Source organism: Pseudomonas sp. yb_9 (assembly GCF_043103635.1).
GTDB lineage: Bacteria > Pseudomonadota > Gammaproteobacteria > Pseudomonadales > Pseudomonadaceae > Aquipseudomonas > Aquipseudomonas monteilii.
This window is the reverse complement of record NZ_JBICKA010000025.1, coordinates 1-14,408: the sequence shown is the minus strand read 5'-3', so window position 1 is coordinate 14,408 and position 14,408 is coordinate 1. Positions and strand designations below refer to the sequence as shown.

11 protein-coding genes are annotated in these 14,408 nt (G+C 60.4%); 9 read left to right on the top strand and 2 right to left on the bottom strand.

Features of this window, described 5'->3' with window-relative positions; translation table 11 throughout:
* Positions 1-85 precede the first annotated feature (85 nt).
* The 5 genes from ACF8MI_RS05310 (at position 86) to ACF8MI_RS05290 (ending at position 4,121) form a co-directional block, all read left to right on the top strand.
* Positions 86-301 (top strand): DUF4224 domain-containing protein, encoded by a 216-nt coding sequence (locus ACF8MI_RS05310; RefSeq protein WP_392517401.1) that lies wholly within the window; start codon positions 86-88, stop codon positions 299-301.
* A complete protein-coding gene (xerC, locus tag ACF8MI_RS05305) occupies positions 298-1,440 on the top strand; it encodes a tyrosine recombinase XerC (RefSeq protein WP_392517400.1) in 1,143 nt (380 codons plus the stop codon). The genes ACF8MI_RS05310 and xerC overlap by 4 nt, the downstream gene beginning before the upstream one ends.
* Before the next feature lie 109 nt (positions 1,441-1,549).
* On the top strand, positions 1,550-2,692 hold the full coding sequence (locus ACF8MI_RS05300) for a PIN domain-containing protein (RefSeq protein WP_392517399.1): 1,143 nt from the start codon (positions 1,550-1,552) through the stop codon (positions 2,690-2,692).
* 821 nt (positions 2,693-3,513) lie between these two features.
* Positions 3,514-3,762 (top strand): type II toxin-antitoxin system Phd/YefM family antitoxin, encoded by a 249-nt coding sequence (locus ACF8MI_RS05295; protein WP_025754068.1) that lies wholly within the window; start codon positions 3,514-3,516, stop codon positions 3,760-3,762.
* Between the two features lie 17 nt (positions 3,763-3,779).
* Positions 3,780-4,121, top strand: coding sequence for a type II toxin-antitoxin system RelE/ParE family toxin (locus ACF8MI_RS05290; protein ID WP_200928952.1), 342 nt, complete (start codon positions 3,780-3,782; stop codon positions 4,119-4,121).
* A 37-nt stretch (positions 4,122-4,158) separates the two neighbouring features.
* On the opposite strand, the gene ACF8MI_RS05285 is transcribed toward ACF8MI_RS05290, so the two are convergent.
* A complete protein-coding gene (locus tag ACF8MI_RS05285) occupies positions 4,159-6,456 on the bottom strand; it encodes a TonB-dependent siderophore receptor (protein WP_104833620.1) in 2,298 nt (765 codons plus the stop codon).
* Between the two features lie 140 nt (positions 6,457-6,596).
* Here ACF8MI_RS05285 and ACF8MI_RS05280 point away from each other — a divergent pair, with 140 nt between their 5' ends.
* From ACF8MI_RS05280 to ACF8MI_RS05270, 3 genes are all read left to right on the top strand, one after another.
* Positions 6,597-7,319 (top strand): response regulator, encoded by a 723-nt coding sequence (locus tag ACF8MI_RS05280; protein ID WP_060501217.1) that lies wholly within the window; start codon positions 6,597-6,599, stop codon positions 7,317-7,319.
* Between the two features lies 1 nt (position 7,320).
* Positions 7,321-8,688 carry an ATP-binding protein gene (locus ACF8MI_RS05275; protein ID WP_164524045.1) on the top strand — a complete coding sequence of 456 codons (1,368 nt, stop codon included), beginning with the start codon at positions 7,321-7,323 and terminating at the stop codon, positions 8,686-8,688.
* Positions 8,689-8,825: 137 nt separating this feature from the next.
* Positions 8,826-10,493, top strand: coding sequence for an FMN-binding glutamate synthase family protein (locus tag ACF8MI_RS05270; protein ID WP_392517398.1), 1,668 nt, complete (start codon positions 8,826-8,828; stop codon positions 10,491-10,493).
* Between the two features lie 29 nt (positions 10,494-10,522).
* On the opposite strand, the gene ACF8MI_RS05265 is transcribed toward ACF8MI_RS05270, so the two are convergent.
* Positions 10,523-11,845, bottom strand: coding sequence for an OprD family porin (locus ACF8MI_RS05265; protein WP_156867775.1), 1,323 nt, complete (start codon positions 11,843-11,845; stop codon positions 10,523-10,525).
* Positions 11,846-12,320: 475 nt separating this feature from the next.
* Here ACF8MI_RS05265 and ACF8MI_RS05260 point away from each other — a divergent pair, with 475 nt between their 5' ends.
* On the top strand, positions 12,321-14,396 hold the full coding sequence (locus ACF8MI_RS05260; RefSeq protein WP_060501225.1) for a TonB-dependent siderophore receptor: 2,076 nt from the start codon (positions 12,321-12,323) through the stop codon (positions 14,394-14,396).
* The last annotated feature ends 12 nt before the right edge of the window (positions 14,397-14,408 follow it).

Below are 14,408 nucleotides of genomic sequence, written 5' to 3'. Positions count from 1 at the left end.
TGCGGAGCGGGGAATGCGCCATGATCACTCGCCACCAGAAACATGGTGAGTCGATTCTAGTCGTGGCGGAAGGAGAACCCGCCGTATGATCGACCACCAGCTGCCCAGTAAGGTCCTGACGTTCCAGGACCTGCAGCGCCTCACGGGATACACCCGTCGGTCGGGAGTCGAACAAGCCCTGCGAAAGCAGGGCATTCGCTGGTTCTGGGGCCGACACGGCCCCTGGACCACCATCGACCTGGTCAACCAGGCCGGCGGAAAGACGCCGGCCACCGAGAAATATGACAGCGAGATACTATGAGGCGGACCCGTAAACACAACCCGCACATCCCCGCTCACATTGATCAGGCCGCCATCCCGGCGGCCGTTTTTTTTGACCATCGCTGGGAGGGTGTCTGGTACACCTCTTGGCGAGACGAGGCGGGCAACCGCAAGCGGATGAACATTGCCGGCCGCACCGCAACGCTGGGTGACTTGCATCGAATCATGGAGGAAAGGAACGGCATCGATCGTGAAAGCCTCAACCACCTGTGCAAAGAGTTCCACGCCAGCGCGCAGTTCAAGCGGCTCGCGAAGAAAACGCGCGATGACTACGAGTACTCCCGCAACGTGCTGCTGGCCATCCCGACCAAGCTGCAGAAGCCACTCGGCGAGCTTTCAGTGCGAAAGTTCACATCGGCCTTAGTACAGCGCCTGGTCGACCGCATCGCCGACGAGGGGACCCCGTCGAAGGCCGCCCACGTTCTTCGATACGTGCGAAGGGTAATGCAGTGGGGCCGGAACCGCGGATACCTGGAAATCAATGTTGCCCTGGGAATCGAAGCACCGGCTGAGCGCAAGCAGCGCCGCCTGCCGAACCCAAAGGTCATGGGCGAATTAATCGCACGGGCACATGCCATGGGACAGCTCACCCGGGGGCAGCCAGGCGCCTGCCCGGCCTACTTGGGCTACGTGATGGAGCTGGCCTATCTGTGCCGCCTGCGCGGTATCGAGGCCGTCACCCTCACTGATGCGAACGAGCTGGAGGACGGAGTCCAGACAAATAGGCGCAAAGGTAGCCGCGACAATGTGGTTCGCTGGACGCCCAGGCTGCGGGCTGCCTGGGAAGGTGCCAAAGCGTATAGGTGCCGCGTGTGGGCCACCCAAGCCCACCCTATCCCAGCCACAGCAGAGCGCCGCTTCATCATCGTGGCCGCCCACGGCGGGCAGTTACAGAAAAGCAGCCTGGACAGCACCTGGCAGCGCTTCATCACCAGGGCTATCAAGGACGGCATCATCACCGAGGAGCAGCGCTTTGCGTTGCACGACCTCAAACGTCGGGGCATCACCGACACACCGGGCGACCGAAAGCAAAAGCAGGACGCCAGCGGCCACCGCGACGAAGCTATGCTAGACATCTACGACTTCAGCCTCCCCCGAGTGTCACCCTCAGCCGAGTAGTTGGGGCTTGCTGCTGGAACTTGTTTGGGAAACTGGCTCGCCGCCATGCTTAAGCTAATATGGTGGCGATACACTATGAAAACCGGCTCACTATTTAAAGGACAGTTATATGCCTAAAGGCAACCCGACAGCGGCTCAGCTATGGGAAGGCGATGTCTCTTTTTTCTCTCTTGATACGAGCCTAATACAATCAGCAGGCTACAATTTCAACGCTGGCGCTTTAAAGCTCTTGCCTATGCAGCTCCCTGACACCATGTCTTTGCACTTGTCAGAAGTCGTAGCTCAAGAAATTGTCTCACATCAAATGGATAACATCAGAAAGGCAGCAGAACAATTTAAGCGCGCCTCGGGCGACCTGAAGCGTTTAGCATCAATAGAGATGTCGGACATCGACGCAAATTTTGGAAAGCTGTCTGTAGAAGAATCCGCCTCAAAGCATTACTACAAACAAATTGCAGACTACGCAGACACCTGCCAGGGCACCATTTTACCAATAGCAGGAGAGAATCTAACAGCCCGACTATTTCACCTCTATTTTGAATCACGCCCACCATTTGCAGAGCGCAAAGCAAAAAAATCCGAGTTTCCTGATGCGACGTCGTTGCTCATTCTGGAGGACTTTGCGAGAGACAACCGTACGATGGGCGTGGTGGCATCAGCCGATGAAGGCTGGTGCAAGTTCGCAGATGGCTCCGATTATTTGTACTGTGTTAGATCCATCGATGAATTAGCTGCTCTATTTGCAGCCACAAGCGAATATGCGAAAGAAGTTGAGAAACGCGTTTCCGAGGCTGTCCAAGACGATAAATCACCCCTCCGCGAAAAGCTTCACGACGCACTTGTTGAACACATCGAAAGGTCTGAGTGGGGCGCTAGTGATGTGACAAGCGGAACGGTGGCGCGAGTTGAGGCAACCGTATACAGCCAGAAGTTAGACTCCTATGATATTAACCACACTGAGGTGTGGGAAGGAGACGATAAGAAAAGCTGGGTAATCGAGCTCAACATTACCGTACACGTGGAGCTTTACCTTGATGTGGAGTTCTACGCCTGGGACTCCATCGATCGGGAAGAAATCTCGCTCGGATCAGATTTCGTAACCTCGGCCACTTCCGTTGATGTAGAAGTATTTTTCACATGTTCAGGTGTGGAAAAAGGCACCGAGCCGGAGGACTGGAAGATTGAAATAGAAATTGCTAAAGGATTCTACGAGTGCGACCCGGTTGATTTAGAGCCAGATTTCTACGATTGAACCCACCTCTTCCTTGCTACAGCCGGCACGACAAAAAAAGATCCGATCGTCTCGCTTGGGCCGGCTGCCCATCCCCTCCTGGCTCAGTTTCCCACGTACCAGCGCCATATGGCACCAGTCCTGACGCGGCTTGTAACGCCGCGAGCACGTACCAGGACCTTACGTAACCTATTGATTTCAAAGCAAAGCATAGCTTCCTTGTAATCAGTAGGTCCCGGGTTCGACTCCTGGTGCCCGCACCATACGCAGTACTCAAAAGGCTCACCGAAAGGTGGGCCTTTTTTGTTTTCGGTGTCACAAATCCTTGAAGGCGACGCGATCGGTGTAGGAGCTGGCTTGCCTGCGATGGGCTGCGCAGCGGCCCCGGCAATCTCAAGAGAGCACATTTTCTAGGCAACAACGCAGCTCAAAAAACAGACACGCCTTCGTCGCCAGGCAAATCGGGGCACATGCTATCTACCCTCAAGACCCCGATGAACCCCGCCGGAACCCTTGCGAATGCCTTATACATCACAGAAGCTCTCACACAACACACCCGCCATGCCTAGACTGCTCCGGCAGTTATGCACAAATTGAGCGGGTTTTTTATGCCTGGTCGCTTTGTGTGAGGCCATTCACCACGCCTGCAATCGGCATCTCTACGCAGCTTGCGCTGCCAAGCAACAAGGCAAAGGCGCAAACCTGACCACACATTCTGTGGAACTGGTCTGCGAAGGTTCGGACAGTCGCAAAGTGATGAAACTAACCACCACATGACAGACGGTCTTTTTATGGTCCATATTCGGTCTAAAATGGCTTCCACTGAACATGGAGCCAGTCCAATGCGAGTAGAAACGATCAGCTACCTGAAACGCCATGCTGCTGACCTGGACCTGGAAGAACCCATGGTCGTGACACAGAACGGTGTGCCTGCCTATGTGGTCGAGTCCTACGCGGATCGCAAGCAACGGGATGAAGCCATAGCCTTGGTGAAACTGCTCGCCATCGGTTCCCGTGAGTATGCTCAGGGCAAACACAGCTCGGCCGAAGACCTCAAGACTCGCCTTCTCAAGAAATTTTCTGAGGAGTAATGGGTAGCGCATGAGTAATGCCGACCATACGCTTCACCCATTCCGCCTCTCAGAGCATCGAAGATCAAGTCCACCATCTGGCCGTCTATCACGGTACCGCAGCGGCACTTGAGAAAATCACCACACTGGTCGACACCATTGAGCACCGGCTGGCTGCCGCGCCCGTGGGTTACCCGGTCAGCCCACAAGCGAGCGGGCTGGGTGTCATGCAGTATCGTGAGCTGAATGTCGACGGGTACAGGGTGTTCTACGAAGTGATCGAAACCGACAATGCCATTGCCGTGGGGTTGGTTCTCAGGCAAAAGCAGAGTGTTGAACAGGCATTGATTCGGTATTGCCTGATTTACCCATTACCTTGATGAATTGGGGCTGCAAGGCAGCCCCAGGCGGTGTTGATCAGAACGCCGTACTAACGGTCAGCGAAAGGTTACGCGGGTCACCATAAATCGCCCCCGCATAGAACCCGTACTGGGTGTAGTAGTGCTTGTCGAACAGGTTGTTGGCATTAACGCTGACACTGGTGTCGTCAGTCAGCTGGTACTTGGCCATGGCATTCCAGATGGCATAACCCGACCAGTTCACGTCGGCGGTACCGTTGCTCACGCCATTGGTGGGCTGCCCTGCCGGGCTGGAGATGGCGCGGATGTTGGTTTGCGCGGTCACACCGGCACCCAGGGTCAGGCGGTCGAGCGGGCCGCTGAGGCGGTAGGTGGTCGAGGCCTTGAACAGGTGCGACGGGTCGCTGCGGCCGTCACTGTCAACGCGGCGGAAGTGCAGGTAGGTGTAGCCGGCATACACGTTCCAGTTCGGGGTCAGGGCGCCCGCGACTTCCAGGTCGATACCGTCGGTTTCCTGGCCGGAGCCGGCCTTGTAGGCGTTGCCACCGGTCGGGGTGGTCAGGTCGCCGTCCAGCACCGCTTTGTTTTCCTGCTTGGTGCGGAAGTACGCCGCCGAGGCGTTCAGGCGGCCGTCGAACCACTCACCCTTGATACCGGTTTCGTAGCTTTGACCACGAATCGGCTCCACCTTACTGCCGCTGCTGGTTTCAGACGTCTGCGGCGTGAAGATGTCGGTGTAGCTGGCGTACAGCGAGTAGTTGTCGTTCAGGTCGTATACCGCCCCCAGGTAGGGGGTGACGATGCCGTTTTCTTCCTGGCTACTGCGTGCACCGGCCACGCTGCGGGTGACAGAGGAGTAGTTGCTGGTGCGCACGCCGACGATCACCGACAACGGGTCAGTGATGCTCAGGCGGGTGGCGGCGTACATGCCCTGCAAGCGGGTGGTGGTTTTGCTGTGGCGGCCGGTGCGTGAGGCGATGATGTCGTAGTCGTCGTCCACGCCGTTACGCCAGTCGGTCAGCGGGAAGCCGTTGTTGGCGCGGAACTGGCAACCCAATGCAGGCGCGCTGGCCATGCCGTCGCCAACCATGGTGCAGGTGTACTCCGGCGACCAGCCCACGGTGCGGCTGTCGTTGTAGCCGACCATCGCCTGGTGGGTGCGGCCGAACAGCTGGAACGGGCCGGACAGGTCGATCTGGGCCGACTGTTGGGTGGTGTCGCTGGAGCTGTGCAGGCCGTTGAGCACAGCGCCGCTGCCGTCCTGGTCCCAGTAGCCGCCATAGGTGCCGCGCCCGGCCGAGTTGACCTTGGCCAGGCCACGGTGGTTCAGGGCTTCGGTAGTGGCCTGGGCGGCTTTCAGGTCCAGCGTCCAGTCGTTGTCGAAGCGGTGTTCCAGCGAGCCGAACGCGGTGCGCGTGGTGTACTCGCCAAAGCTCCAGCTGGGTACCACGTTAGTGCTGCGTGGCAGGTCGGTCTTGCTGCCGTCGCGGTACCAGATCGGGATGTTCGCGCCCCAGCCGCCGCCCACCACCTTGTTGTACTCGTACTGGTAGCCGGCACCGAGGGTGGTGGCGTCGTCCAGGTCGAATTCGAAGTTGGCCAGCGCGGCGCGGGAACGCTCGGACTGGTTGTCGCGGAACGAATTGGCGTCCTGCTGGGTCATGACAAAGCGCGAACGCAGGCGGCCATCCTCGGACAGCGGCAGGTTCAGGTCGGCGCCCAGGCGGCGTTTGTCCCAACTGCCGTAGGTGGCGTAGGCGCTGCCGCCGAAAGTTTTGGTGGGGGCCTTGCGGATCAGGTTGACGGTGGCCGAAGGGTCGCCGGTGCCGCCCAGCAGGCCGTTGGCGCCGCGCACGATGTCGATGCGCTCGTACAGGTCCATGTTCAGCGCGTTGCCGCTGCCGCTGAAGTCGGAGCCGCCCTGGGTCTGCAGGCCATCCACCTTCCAGTTGCTGATCGAGTAACCACGGGCACGGTAGTCGGTACGCCCACCCACTTCGGACTTGTTGGCCGTTACACCCGGCGTGGTTTCCAGCGCTTGCTCGATGGTGTGGATGTCGCGGTCATCCATCTGCTGGCGGGTGATGGTGGTGACCGACTGCGGCGTCTGCCGTGGCGTCAGCGCCAGGCCGGTAGAGCTGCGGGTGCTTTCGACCGTGTAGCCCAACTGGCCGGCATCGTCGGCGGGCAGCAGGGCGCTGTCTTCGATCTGCGTGGCGTCCAGTTCCAGGGGTTTACTGTCGGCCGCCATGGCACCACCGCTAATGGCGACGGCGACGAAGAAGGCCAGCGGCTTGATGCGGTTGCCGCTTCGGCTGATAGGGGTGAAGGATTGCGGGATGCTCATGGGATTCATTTGGGAAGGCTTCGTATTTGCAGATGATTTTTTGTTAGGATTCTAGGGATCGGCCCTCCGGGCTCCAGACCCGACATGTACGGGGATGTAATTGAACGTAACGAGCGCCACCGGCCCTCACCAAACAGGTGTTTTTCCGCATGAGCACGACCCTGCTGGTTGTCGACGATGACGACGAGATCCGCGAACTTCTTTGTGACTACCTGACAGATGCCGGCTACAACGTGCTGGCCGCTGCCGACGGCCAGCAAATGCGCGACCAGCTGGCCCGGCACAAGGTGGAGCTGGTGGTGCTCGACTTGATGCTGCCGGGCGAAGATGGCCTCAGCCTGTGCCGCCAACTGCAAGCGACGCCGGGGCTGGCAGTCATCATGCTGTCGGCCAAGGGCAGCACGCTGGACCGCATCATCGGCCTGGAAGTAGGCGCCGACGACTACCTGGCCAAGCCTTTCGAGCCCCGTGAGTTGATCGCCCGGATCAAGGCCGTGCTGCGGCGCCCGCAACGGCTGGAGCCCTCTGTCGAAGAGCCTGCCGTGGTGGATGCCCAAGTGTTCGCGGGCTTCCGCCTGGAACATGTGAAGCGCCTGCTCACCCGCCCCGATGGCGAAACCCTGACCCTGCCGCGTTCCGACTACCGCGTGCTGCGCGAACTGCTGGAAGCCAACAACCGGGTCGTTTCGCGCGATCAGCTGACCCGCAGTGCGTTCGGCCGCGACCACCTGCCCGATGACCGTTCGGTGGACATGTGCGTCAGCCGCCTGCGCCAGCACCTGCGCCGCGCGCCGGCAGGTGCCGCGCAAATACTCACCATCCGCAATGAAGGCTACCTGCTGAGCATCGCCAGTAACGTGGCGGATGCCTGAGATGCGCTGGCTTCGCCGCCTGTGGCCACGTACCTTGTTTGGCCAACTGCTGCTGATCATGGTCAGCGGCACGTTGGTGATCCAGTTGATGTCGAGCAGCATCTGGTTCGATGTGCGTTTCGCGCAGGTACTCGAAGCCCCCATTCGGCTGATCGCTGCACGCAGTGCACCGCTCATCGCCCAGGCCGACTGCCACGCTGGCCCGTTGCAGGTACCCGCCCACTACCACCTGCGTTGCGCCGAAACCTTGCCCACACCAGCGCATGACGAACGTCGCGGGCGCAGGCGTGTCGAGCTGTTGCTGCATCAGGCCCTCAAATACGAACTGGGGCATGCCCAGGACGTGCGCCTGATAAAGGTGCAGCTAACCGATGAGCTGGGCCAGCCAATCGTCTGGCGCAGCCTGTTCGGGCTGCGCACGGCCCAGGCGCATATCCAGTTCGCGGTGCCGTTGGCCGATGGCCATTGGCTGACCATCGACGGCCAGGAACTGCAAGGCTGGAGCGGCGAGTCGGCCTGGGTGTTGATCAGCGATTACCTGTTGCGGGTGTATGCACTGCGCATCGTCGCGGTGCTGCTGGTGTGCCTGATAGCCGTACGCCTGTGCTTGCGCCCCTTGCGGCGCTTGGCCGATGCCGCACGTGGCCTGGGTAGCAACCTTGAGCAAGCTCCTTTGGCACTGGATGGCCCGGAGGAAGTGCGCCAGGCTGCCCAGGCCTTCAATGCCATGCAGCAACGCCTGATTGCCATGGTCAACGACAAGGCCTACTTCCTGGCCGCCGTGTCTCACGACCTGCGTACCCCGCTGACCCGCATGCGCCTGCGCCTGGAGCGCCTGCCTGACGATGAGCACCGACAGCGTCTGCGGCAGAACATTACGCAGATGGACGACATGATCGGCCAGGTGCTCGACTACCTGCGCGCAGGTGAGCAGTTGAACCGGCAGCAAGTGGACCTGGACCGGCTGGTGGCACGCCAGTGCGCTGAACTGGCTACCCCTGAAGAACCGCTACCGGTGCATGGCCAAGCGGGTCATTCACAGCTCGATGCCCTGCTGCTGCAGCGCTGCCTGCAAAACCTGCTGGTGAATGCGTTGCGATACGCCAAGGACGTTTCGGTCACACTGGAACGGGCTACCACGGGGGTGTTCATCCATATCGATGACCGTGGGCCAGGGATAGCGCCAGCGCTGCTAGCGACCATCACCGACCCGTTCGTGCGCGGTGAAGGGTCGCGTAACCAGGCTTCCGGTGGGTATGGGTTGGGGTTGAGCATCGCTCAACGGATTGCCAGCAGCCATGGGGGGGAGCTGATGCTGGCAAATCGTGAAGGCGGTGGGTTGCGGGTCAGCATACTGCTGCCCATCTGAAGGCAGACGCGGTCCTACAGGGGACCGCGAGCGCTCTGGAATACGCAATCAGGTAACAGTCTTTTACCGATTACCCAGGTTTTCCCCTGCCCGCCTTTGCCTATCCTATGCCCGGTCATCCTGCCTGCGATGGACCCATGAAACACTCTCTGCCCAGCCGCTACGCCTGCCTTGCCATCTGCCTGTTGTTCAGCTTCGCCAGCCTGCCACTGCTGTCCCAGCATGCCTGGCTCTGGCCACTAACGCTGATCACCGCCCTGCTCAGCCTGGTCGGTCTGAACGACCTGCGCCAAAGCCACCACGCCGTGCGCCGCAACTACCCGATTCTGGGCAACATCCGTTACCTGATCGAAACCATCCGCCCGGAAATCCGCCAGTACCTGATCGAGGGTGACGACGACAAGCTGCCGTTCTCCCGTTCGCAACGCTCGCTGGTGTACGCCCGCGCCAAGAACGAAAGCGCCGAGAAAACCTTCGGCACGCTCAACGACGCCTACAAGCCCGGCTTCGAGTTCATCAGCCATTCCATGCTGCCAGTGGCTACGCCAGACCCGGCATCGTTCCGCATCGCCATTGGCGGGCCGCAATGCCGCCTGCCTTACTCGGCCTCGATCTTCAACATCTCGGCCATGAGCTTCGGCGCACTCAGCGCCAACGCCATCGCCGCCCTGAACCGGGGTGCGCGCATGGGCCGTTTTGCCCATGACACCGGCGAAGGCAGCATCAGCCCGTACCACCGCGAACATGGCGGTGACCTGATCTGGGAGGTCGGCAGCGGCTACTTCGGTTGCCGCACCGAGGACGGCCGCTTCGACCCTCGACGCTTCGCCGAGCAGGCCCGCTCGCCGCAGGTGAAGATGATCGAGATCAAGCTCAGCCAAGGTGCCAAACCGGGCCACGGCGGCATTTTGCCAGGGCACAAGGTCAGCCCCGAAATTGCCGAAACCCGTGGTGTGCGCGTAGGCGAGGACTGCATCTCGCCGGCAGCGCACAGCGCCTTCCGCACACCAGTGGAATTGCTGCAGTTCGTTGCCAGCCTGCGTGAGCTGTCGGGTGGCAAACCCGTTGGCTTCAAGTTTTGCCTGGGCCACCCGTGGGAATTCATGGGTATCGCCAAGGCCATGCTGGCCACCGGTATCACCCCGGACTTCATCGTCGTGGATGGCAAGGAAGGCGGTACCGGCGCGGCACCCCGCGAGTTCAGTGACAACATCGGCGTGCCCATGCGTGAAGGCCTGATGTTCGTGCACAACACCTTGGTCGGCCTGAACCTGCGCTCCAGCATTCGCATTGGTGCGGCGGGCAAGATCGTCAGTGCCTTCGATATCGCCAGCGTGCTAGCCATCGGCGCGGACTGGGTCAATTCGGCACGCGGCTTCATGTTCGCCATTGGTTGCATCCAGTCGCAGAGCTGCCACACCAACAAATGCCCGACCGGTGTAGCCACGCAAGACCCGCTGCGCCAGCGTGCCCTGGTGGTGCCAGACAAGGCCGAGCGGGTAGCCAGCTTCCACCGCAACACACTGCATGCACTGGCCGAAATGCTGGCGGCGGCGGGCCTGGAACACCCCTCGGAGCTCAAGCCCAAGCATCTGGCGCGGCGCATCAGCCCCAGCGAAATCGGGTTGTTTTCGGACCTGCACACCTTCCTCAAGCCGGGTGAACTGCTCAGCGGCTCGATTGAAAGCGAGTTTTATGCGCGGATGTGGCGAATGGCACGCAGCGACAGCTTTGCACCGGAAAGTGGAGATGTGATGGCCGTTGCGGCAAAAGCCGTGCGCCGAAAAGAAACAGCCCCGGCATAAGCCAGGGCTGCTGATACCTCAGACCAGGATCAGAAAATGCTGATCGGGTACTCGACGAATACGCGGACTTCGTTGCCGTCGTCGTTGTAAGTACCGTTCTGCTGCACAGCGTTGTTGGTACGCAGGAACGAGCTACGCAGCTTGATGGACAGGTCCTTGGCCGGGCCGTCCTGCACCACGTAACGGATCTGGTTGAAGATCTCGCGCTCTTTACCTTCGCCGAAGCCCTGTGGGTCTTTAACGCTACGGGTGTTGATGTTGTCACCCACCACGTAGGCCAGCTTGTAGGTCAGGCCCGGGATGCCGTAGGCACCGAAGTCCAGGCCGTAGCCCAGCTGCCAGGAGCGCTCGTCTTCGGCGTTGAAGTCGGACCAGTACGAGTTGGCCAGGTAGATGGTCGAACCACCGTCACCCACGCCACCAGCGTTCTGGTAGAAGCCGTAGTTGTAACCGGTGCTGCCGGTGCTGCGCTGGTGGGCGAGGGTGAACGAGTGCGCACCGTACGCGTAAGTCGCAGCCAGGCTCCAGATGGTGTTGGAGTCGCCGTTCAGGCCAGCAGCCTGGACGTATTGCTTGTCGATGTCCGACTTGTAGCCGTTGAAGTCCAGGGTCAGGGACTGGTCGCTGGCAATCGGGAAGACGTAGTTCAAGCCCAGGTAGTGCTTCTTCATCACGTCTTCGGTGTCGGCGGTGTACAGCGAAGCGGTGAAGTTGTCGGTGAACTTGTAGCTACCACCGAAGACGTTGATCGACTTCAGACCGCCACTATCGCGGCCCTCAGCACTCTTGCGCGCTTCCTGGGTGAAGCGACCGGCGTTCAGTTCCAGGCCCTGGATCTCTTTGGAAGTGATCAGGGTACCGGTGTAGCTTTCTGGCAGCAGACGCGCATCGTCGTATTGCAGCACTGGCAGTGCTGGCATCTGGTCACCGTACTTCAGCACGGTGTTGGAGATGCGGAACTTCACTGCTGCACCGGCGCGGGCCAGGTTGTGCGGCGAGCTGGCGTTGCCTTCGGCGTTGGTGGTTTCGTGCGGCTTGAAGAAGTCGACGCCGCCGCCACCGTTGTGGCCTTTGCCGCCATCAAGGCGAACAGCGTACAGGCCGAATGCATCGACGCCCACCCCAACGGTGCCTTGGGTGAAACCGGAGTTGAAGGTGCCGATGAACGCCTGGCCCCATTCGATCTGGTCGTCGGTGCCGTGCTTCTTGTCACGGTTGATGTAGGCGTTGCGCAGAAGGACGTTGGCGTGGCTGTCCTCGATGAAGCCCTTGCTGTCGGCCTGGTCATTGGCCTGTGCCTGGGTCGCGGCGATCATTGCCAGGGCGACCAGGCTGATCCTGGTTTTCAACATGTTGTTTTCCTTATTTCTTAATCAAAAACGCTCTGCACTATGACGCCAGGAACCAACGCCCCTTCGTAGGTTCGACGCTATGCGGATCCAGCCTGGTGGGCCTGCCGGTACGTACACGGCGGCCCTGGGCAGCAGCTTGGCCAAGATCATGGCCAGCAGGCGTTGGCCGAATCCTAGCCGTGTGCGATTACAAATGTCAAAAAGTCGTGAAATGCAGGTTGATATAACCAAAATGACCGGTAGGTCTGGTGCATTTTCACGCCTGCTTGCGCTATCAGTGGGCAATTTATCTTGTGCCGGAAATTGCCTTTTGATCGATCGGACAAATTCCCGCAAGCCGCAAATCGCATGGCGGCGAAGCCTGTTACAAACAGACACATATGTAAAGACAAGCCTTTACAAATACCCAAGCAAGAGCAAATAGCAAGCATTACCATTCGCACCTCTTTTTCACCTGCCCGGTCCGGATGTGCCCATGCTTGTACCCTGCCGCCTTTCCCCCCTCACGCTTGGCCTGTCGCTGCTGTTCAGCGCCAGCCTGGCCAGTGCCGCCACCACCACGCTGCCGGAGTCGTCGGTTACCGCCGACAGCGAGCGCGAGAAGGACAACCCGCGTGTCAAAGAGGTGAGCACCGCCACCCGCACCTCCACGCCCGTGCGTTACGTGCCTCAGGCGATCGACACGGTGAAAACCGCCAACGTGCTGGACTACGGCAGCAACACCCTGGGCAAGGCGCTGGAAGGCATCCCCAACGTCAGCAGTGGCGCCGACACCCGTTTCGACAGCGTGCGCATTCGTGGCTTCGAAGCCAGCAACGACTTCTACCTGGATGGCATTCGCGACGACAGCCAGTACATCCGCGACCTGCACAACATCGAGCGAGTCGAGGTTCTGAAAGGGCCAGCGGCAGTGCTATATGGCCGTGGCAGCCAAGGGGGCATCGTCAACCGGGTCAGCAAGGCACCGGAACCAGGCCGCCGCTCGACCATCGAGGCACAAGCTGGCAGCGAAGACCTGCGCAGCCTGTATGCCGACCTCAGCGCCGACCCCAGCGACACCGTCAGCCTGCGCCTGAACATGGGCAACCAGGACAACAACAGCTTCCGAGACGGGATCGACGGCAGCCGCCAGTTGTTCGCACCGTCGATCAGCTGGCAGATCAACCCCGACCTGAACTGGCTGGTGCAGTATGAATACAGCCGCTACAACCGCACCCCGGACCGCGGGATCCCCGGGGTCAACGGTCGCCCGGCCGACGTCAGCCGTGGTACCACCTACGGCGACCAGCGCGACTACATCGATGACCGCGCCCAGTCCCTGCGCTCACGCCTGAACTACCAGCTGAACGAAACCTGGCAGCTGCGCCATACCTTGGGCCTGTTCAAGCTCGACAGTGAGTTCGACAACACCTATGTCACGGGCTACAACGCCGGCACCAATGTCCTGACCCGCCAGCGCTGGCAGCAGGACCTGAACACCCGCAACCTGTTCAACAACCTGGAGGCTGAGGGCGATTTCGATACGTTGGGCCTGGAGCACAAGCTGCTGCTGGGCCTGGAGATCGGTAACCAGAAGCGTGACCCGGTGCTGTATACCGCCGGCAGTCAGTCGCTTCCGGGCTTGGGCAAACCCAGCAGCAACCAGCAGCACAATGGCAAGCTGTTGCTGTCGAGTGACAACCACACTGTGGTCGACAGCCGCGGCCTTTACCTGCAAGACCAGATCCGCCTGAGCGATCAATGGCAAATCCTGGCTGGCGTGCGCTTCGACCAGTTCGACGTGAAAACCACCAACAAGGACGGCATAAGCGAACCGCAGGACAGCAACGGTACCAGCCCGCGCCTGGGCGTGGTCTACACGCCATGGCGTGACCATTCGTTCTACGCTTCGTGGAGCAAAACCTTCTCGCCAGTGGGCGGCGGCCTGATCGGCATCACCCCGGATGCGCCGGGCAACGGCAACGACGCCAAGCCGGAAGAGACTCGCCAGAAAGAAATCGGGGTGAAAAGCGACTGGCTCGACCAACGCCTGACCACCACCCTGGCCGTCTACGAACTGGAACTGTACAACCGCCGCACCCGTGATCCGGAAAACCCTAACAACATCCTGCTCAGCGGCTTGCAGCGTTCACGCGGCATCGAGCTGACTGCCACCGGCAACATCGTCGGCAACTGGTATGTACGCGGCGGCATCGGCCTGCAGGACGCCATCATTGTCAAGGACAACAACGGCCAGGAAGGCAACCGCATCAACGATGTGGCCAAGCGCAATGGCAGCCTGTTCATCACCTGGAAACCGGAGCTGGGCTGGTATGCCGAAACCGGCCTGACGCTGGTGGGCGAGCGTTACGCGGACAACCAGAACACCACGGTGTTGCCGGGGTATGGCCGCTGGGATGCACTGGCGGGGTACCGCACCCATGACTGGGATGTGCGGGCGGCGTTGAGCAACATTGCCGATAAGACTTACTACAGTTCGGCGACCAGTGCTGCGCAGATCATGGTGGGAGATCCTCGCAGCCTGGTGGTGACGGGTAGCTACAGCTTCTGATCTCTATTGCCT

Excerpts from the sequence above, each read along its gene's own strand:
- ACF8MI_RS05295 (WP_025754068.1), top strand. The coding sequence starts at position 3,514 with ATGCGAGTAGAAACGATCAGCTACCTGAAACGCCATGCTGCTGACCTG.
- ACF8MI_RS05260 (WP_060501225.1), top strand. The coding sequence starts at position 12,321 with ATGCTTGTACCCTGCCGCCTTTCCCCCCTCACGCTTGGCCTGTCGCTG.
- ACF8MI_RS05300 (WP_392517399.1), top strand. The coding sequence starts at position 1,550 with ATGCCTAAAGGCAACCCGACAGCGGCTCAGCTATGGGAAGGCGATGTC.
- ACF8MI_RS05275 (WP_164524045.1), top strand. The coding sequence starts at position 7,321 with ATGCGCTGGCTTCGCCGCCTGTGGCCACGTACCTTGTTTGGCCAACTG.
- xerC (WP_392517400.1), top strand. The coding sequence starts at position 298 with ATGAGGCGGACCCGTAAACACAACCCGCACATCCCCGCTCACATTGAT.
- ACF8MI_RS05270 (WP_392517398.1), top strand. The coding sequence starts at position 8,826 with ATGAAACACTCTCTGCCCAGCCGCTACGCCTGCCTTGCCATCTGCCTG.
- ACF8MI_RS05265 (WP_156867775.1), bottom strand. The coding sequence starts at position 11,845 with ATGTTGAAAACCAGGATCAGCCTGGTCGCCCTGGCAATGATCGCCGCG.
- ACF8MI_RS05290 (WP_200928952.1), top strand. The coding sequence starts at position 3,780 with ATGCCGACCATACGCTTCACCCATTCCGCCTCTCAGAGCATCGAAGAT.
- ACF8MI_RS05280 (WP_060501217.1), top strand. The coding sequence starts at position 6,597 with ATGAGCACGACCCTGCTGGTTGTCGACGATGACGACGAGATCCGCGAA.
- ACF8MI_RS05310 (WP_392517401.1), top strand. The coding sequence starts at position 86 with ATGATCGACCACCAGCTGCCCAGTAAGGTCCTGACGTTCCAGGACCTG.
- ACF8MI_RS05285 (WP_104833620.1), bottom strand. The coding sequence starts at position 6,456 with ATGAATCCCATGAGCATCCCGCAATCCTTCACCCCTATCAGCCGAAGC.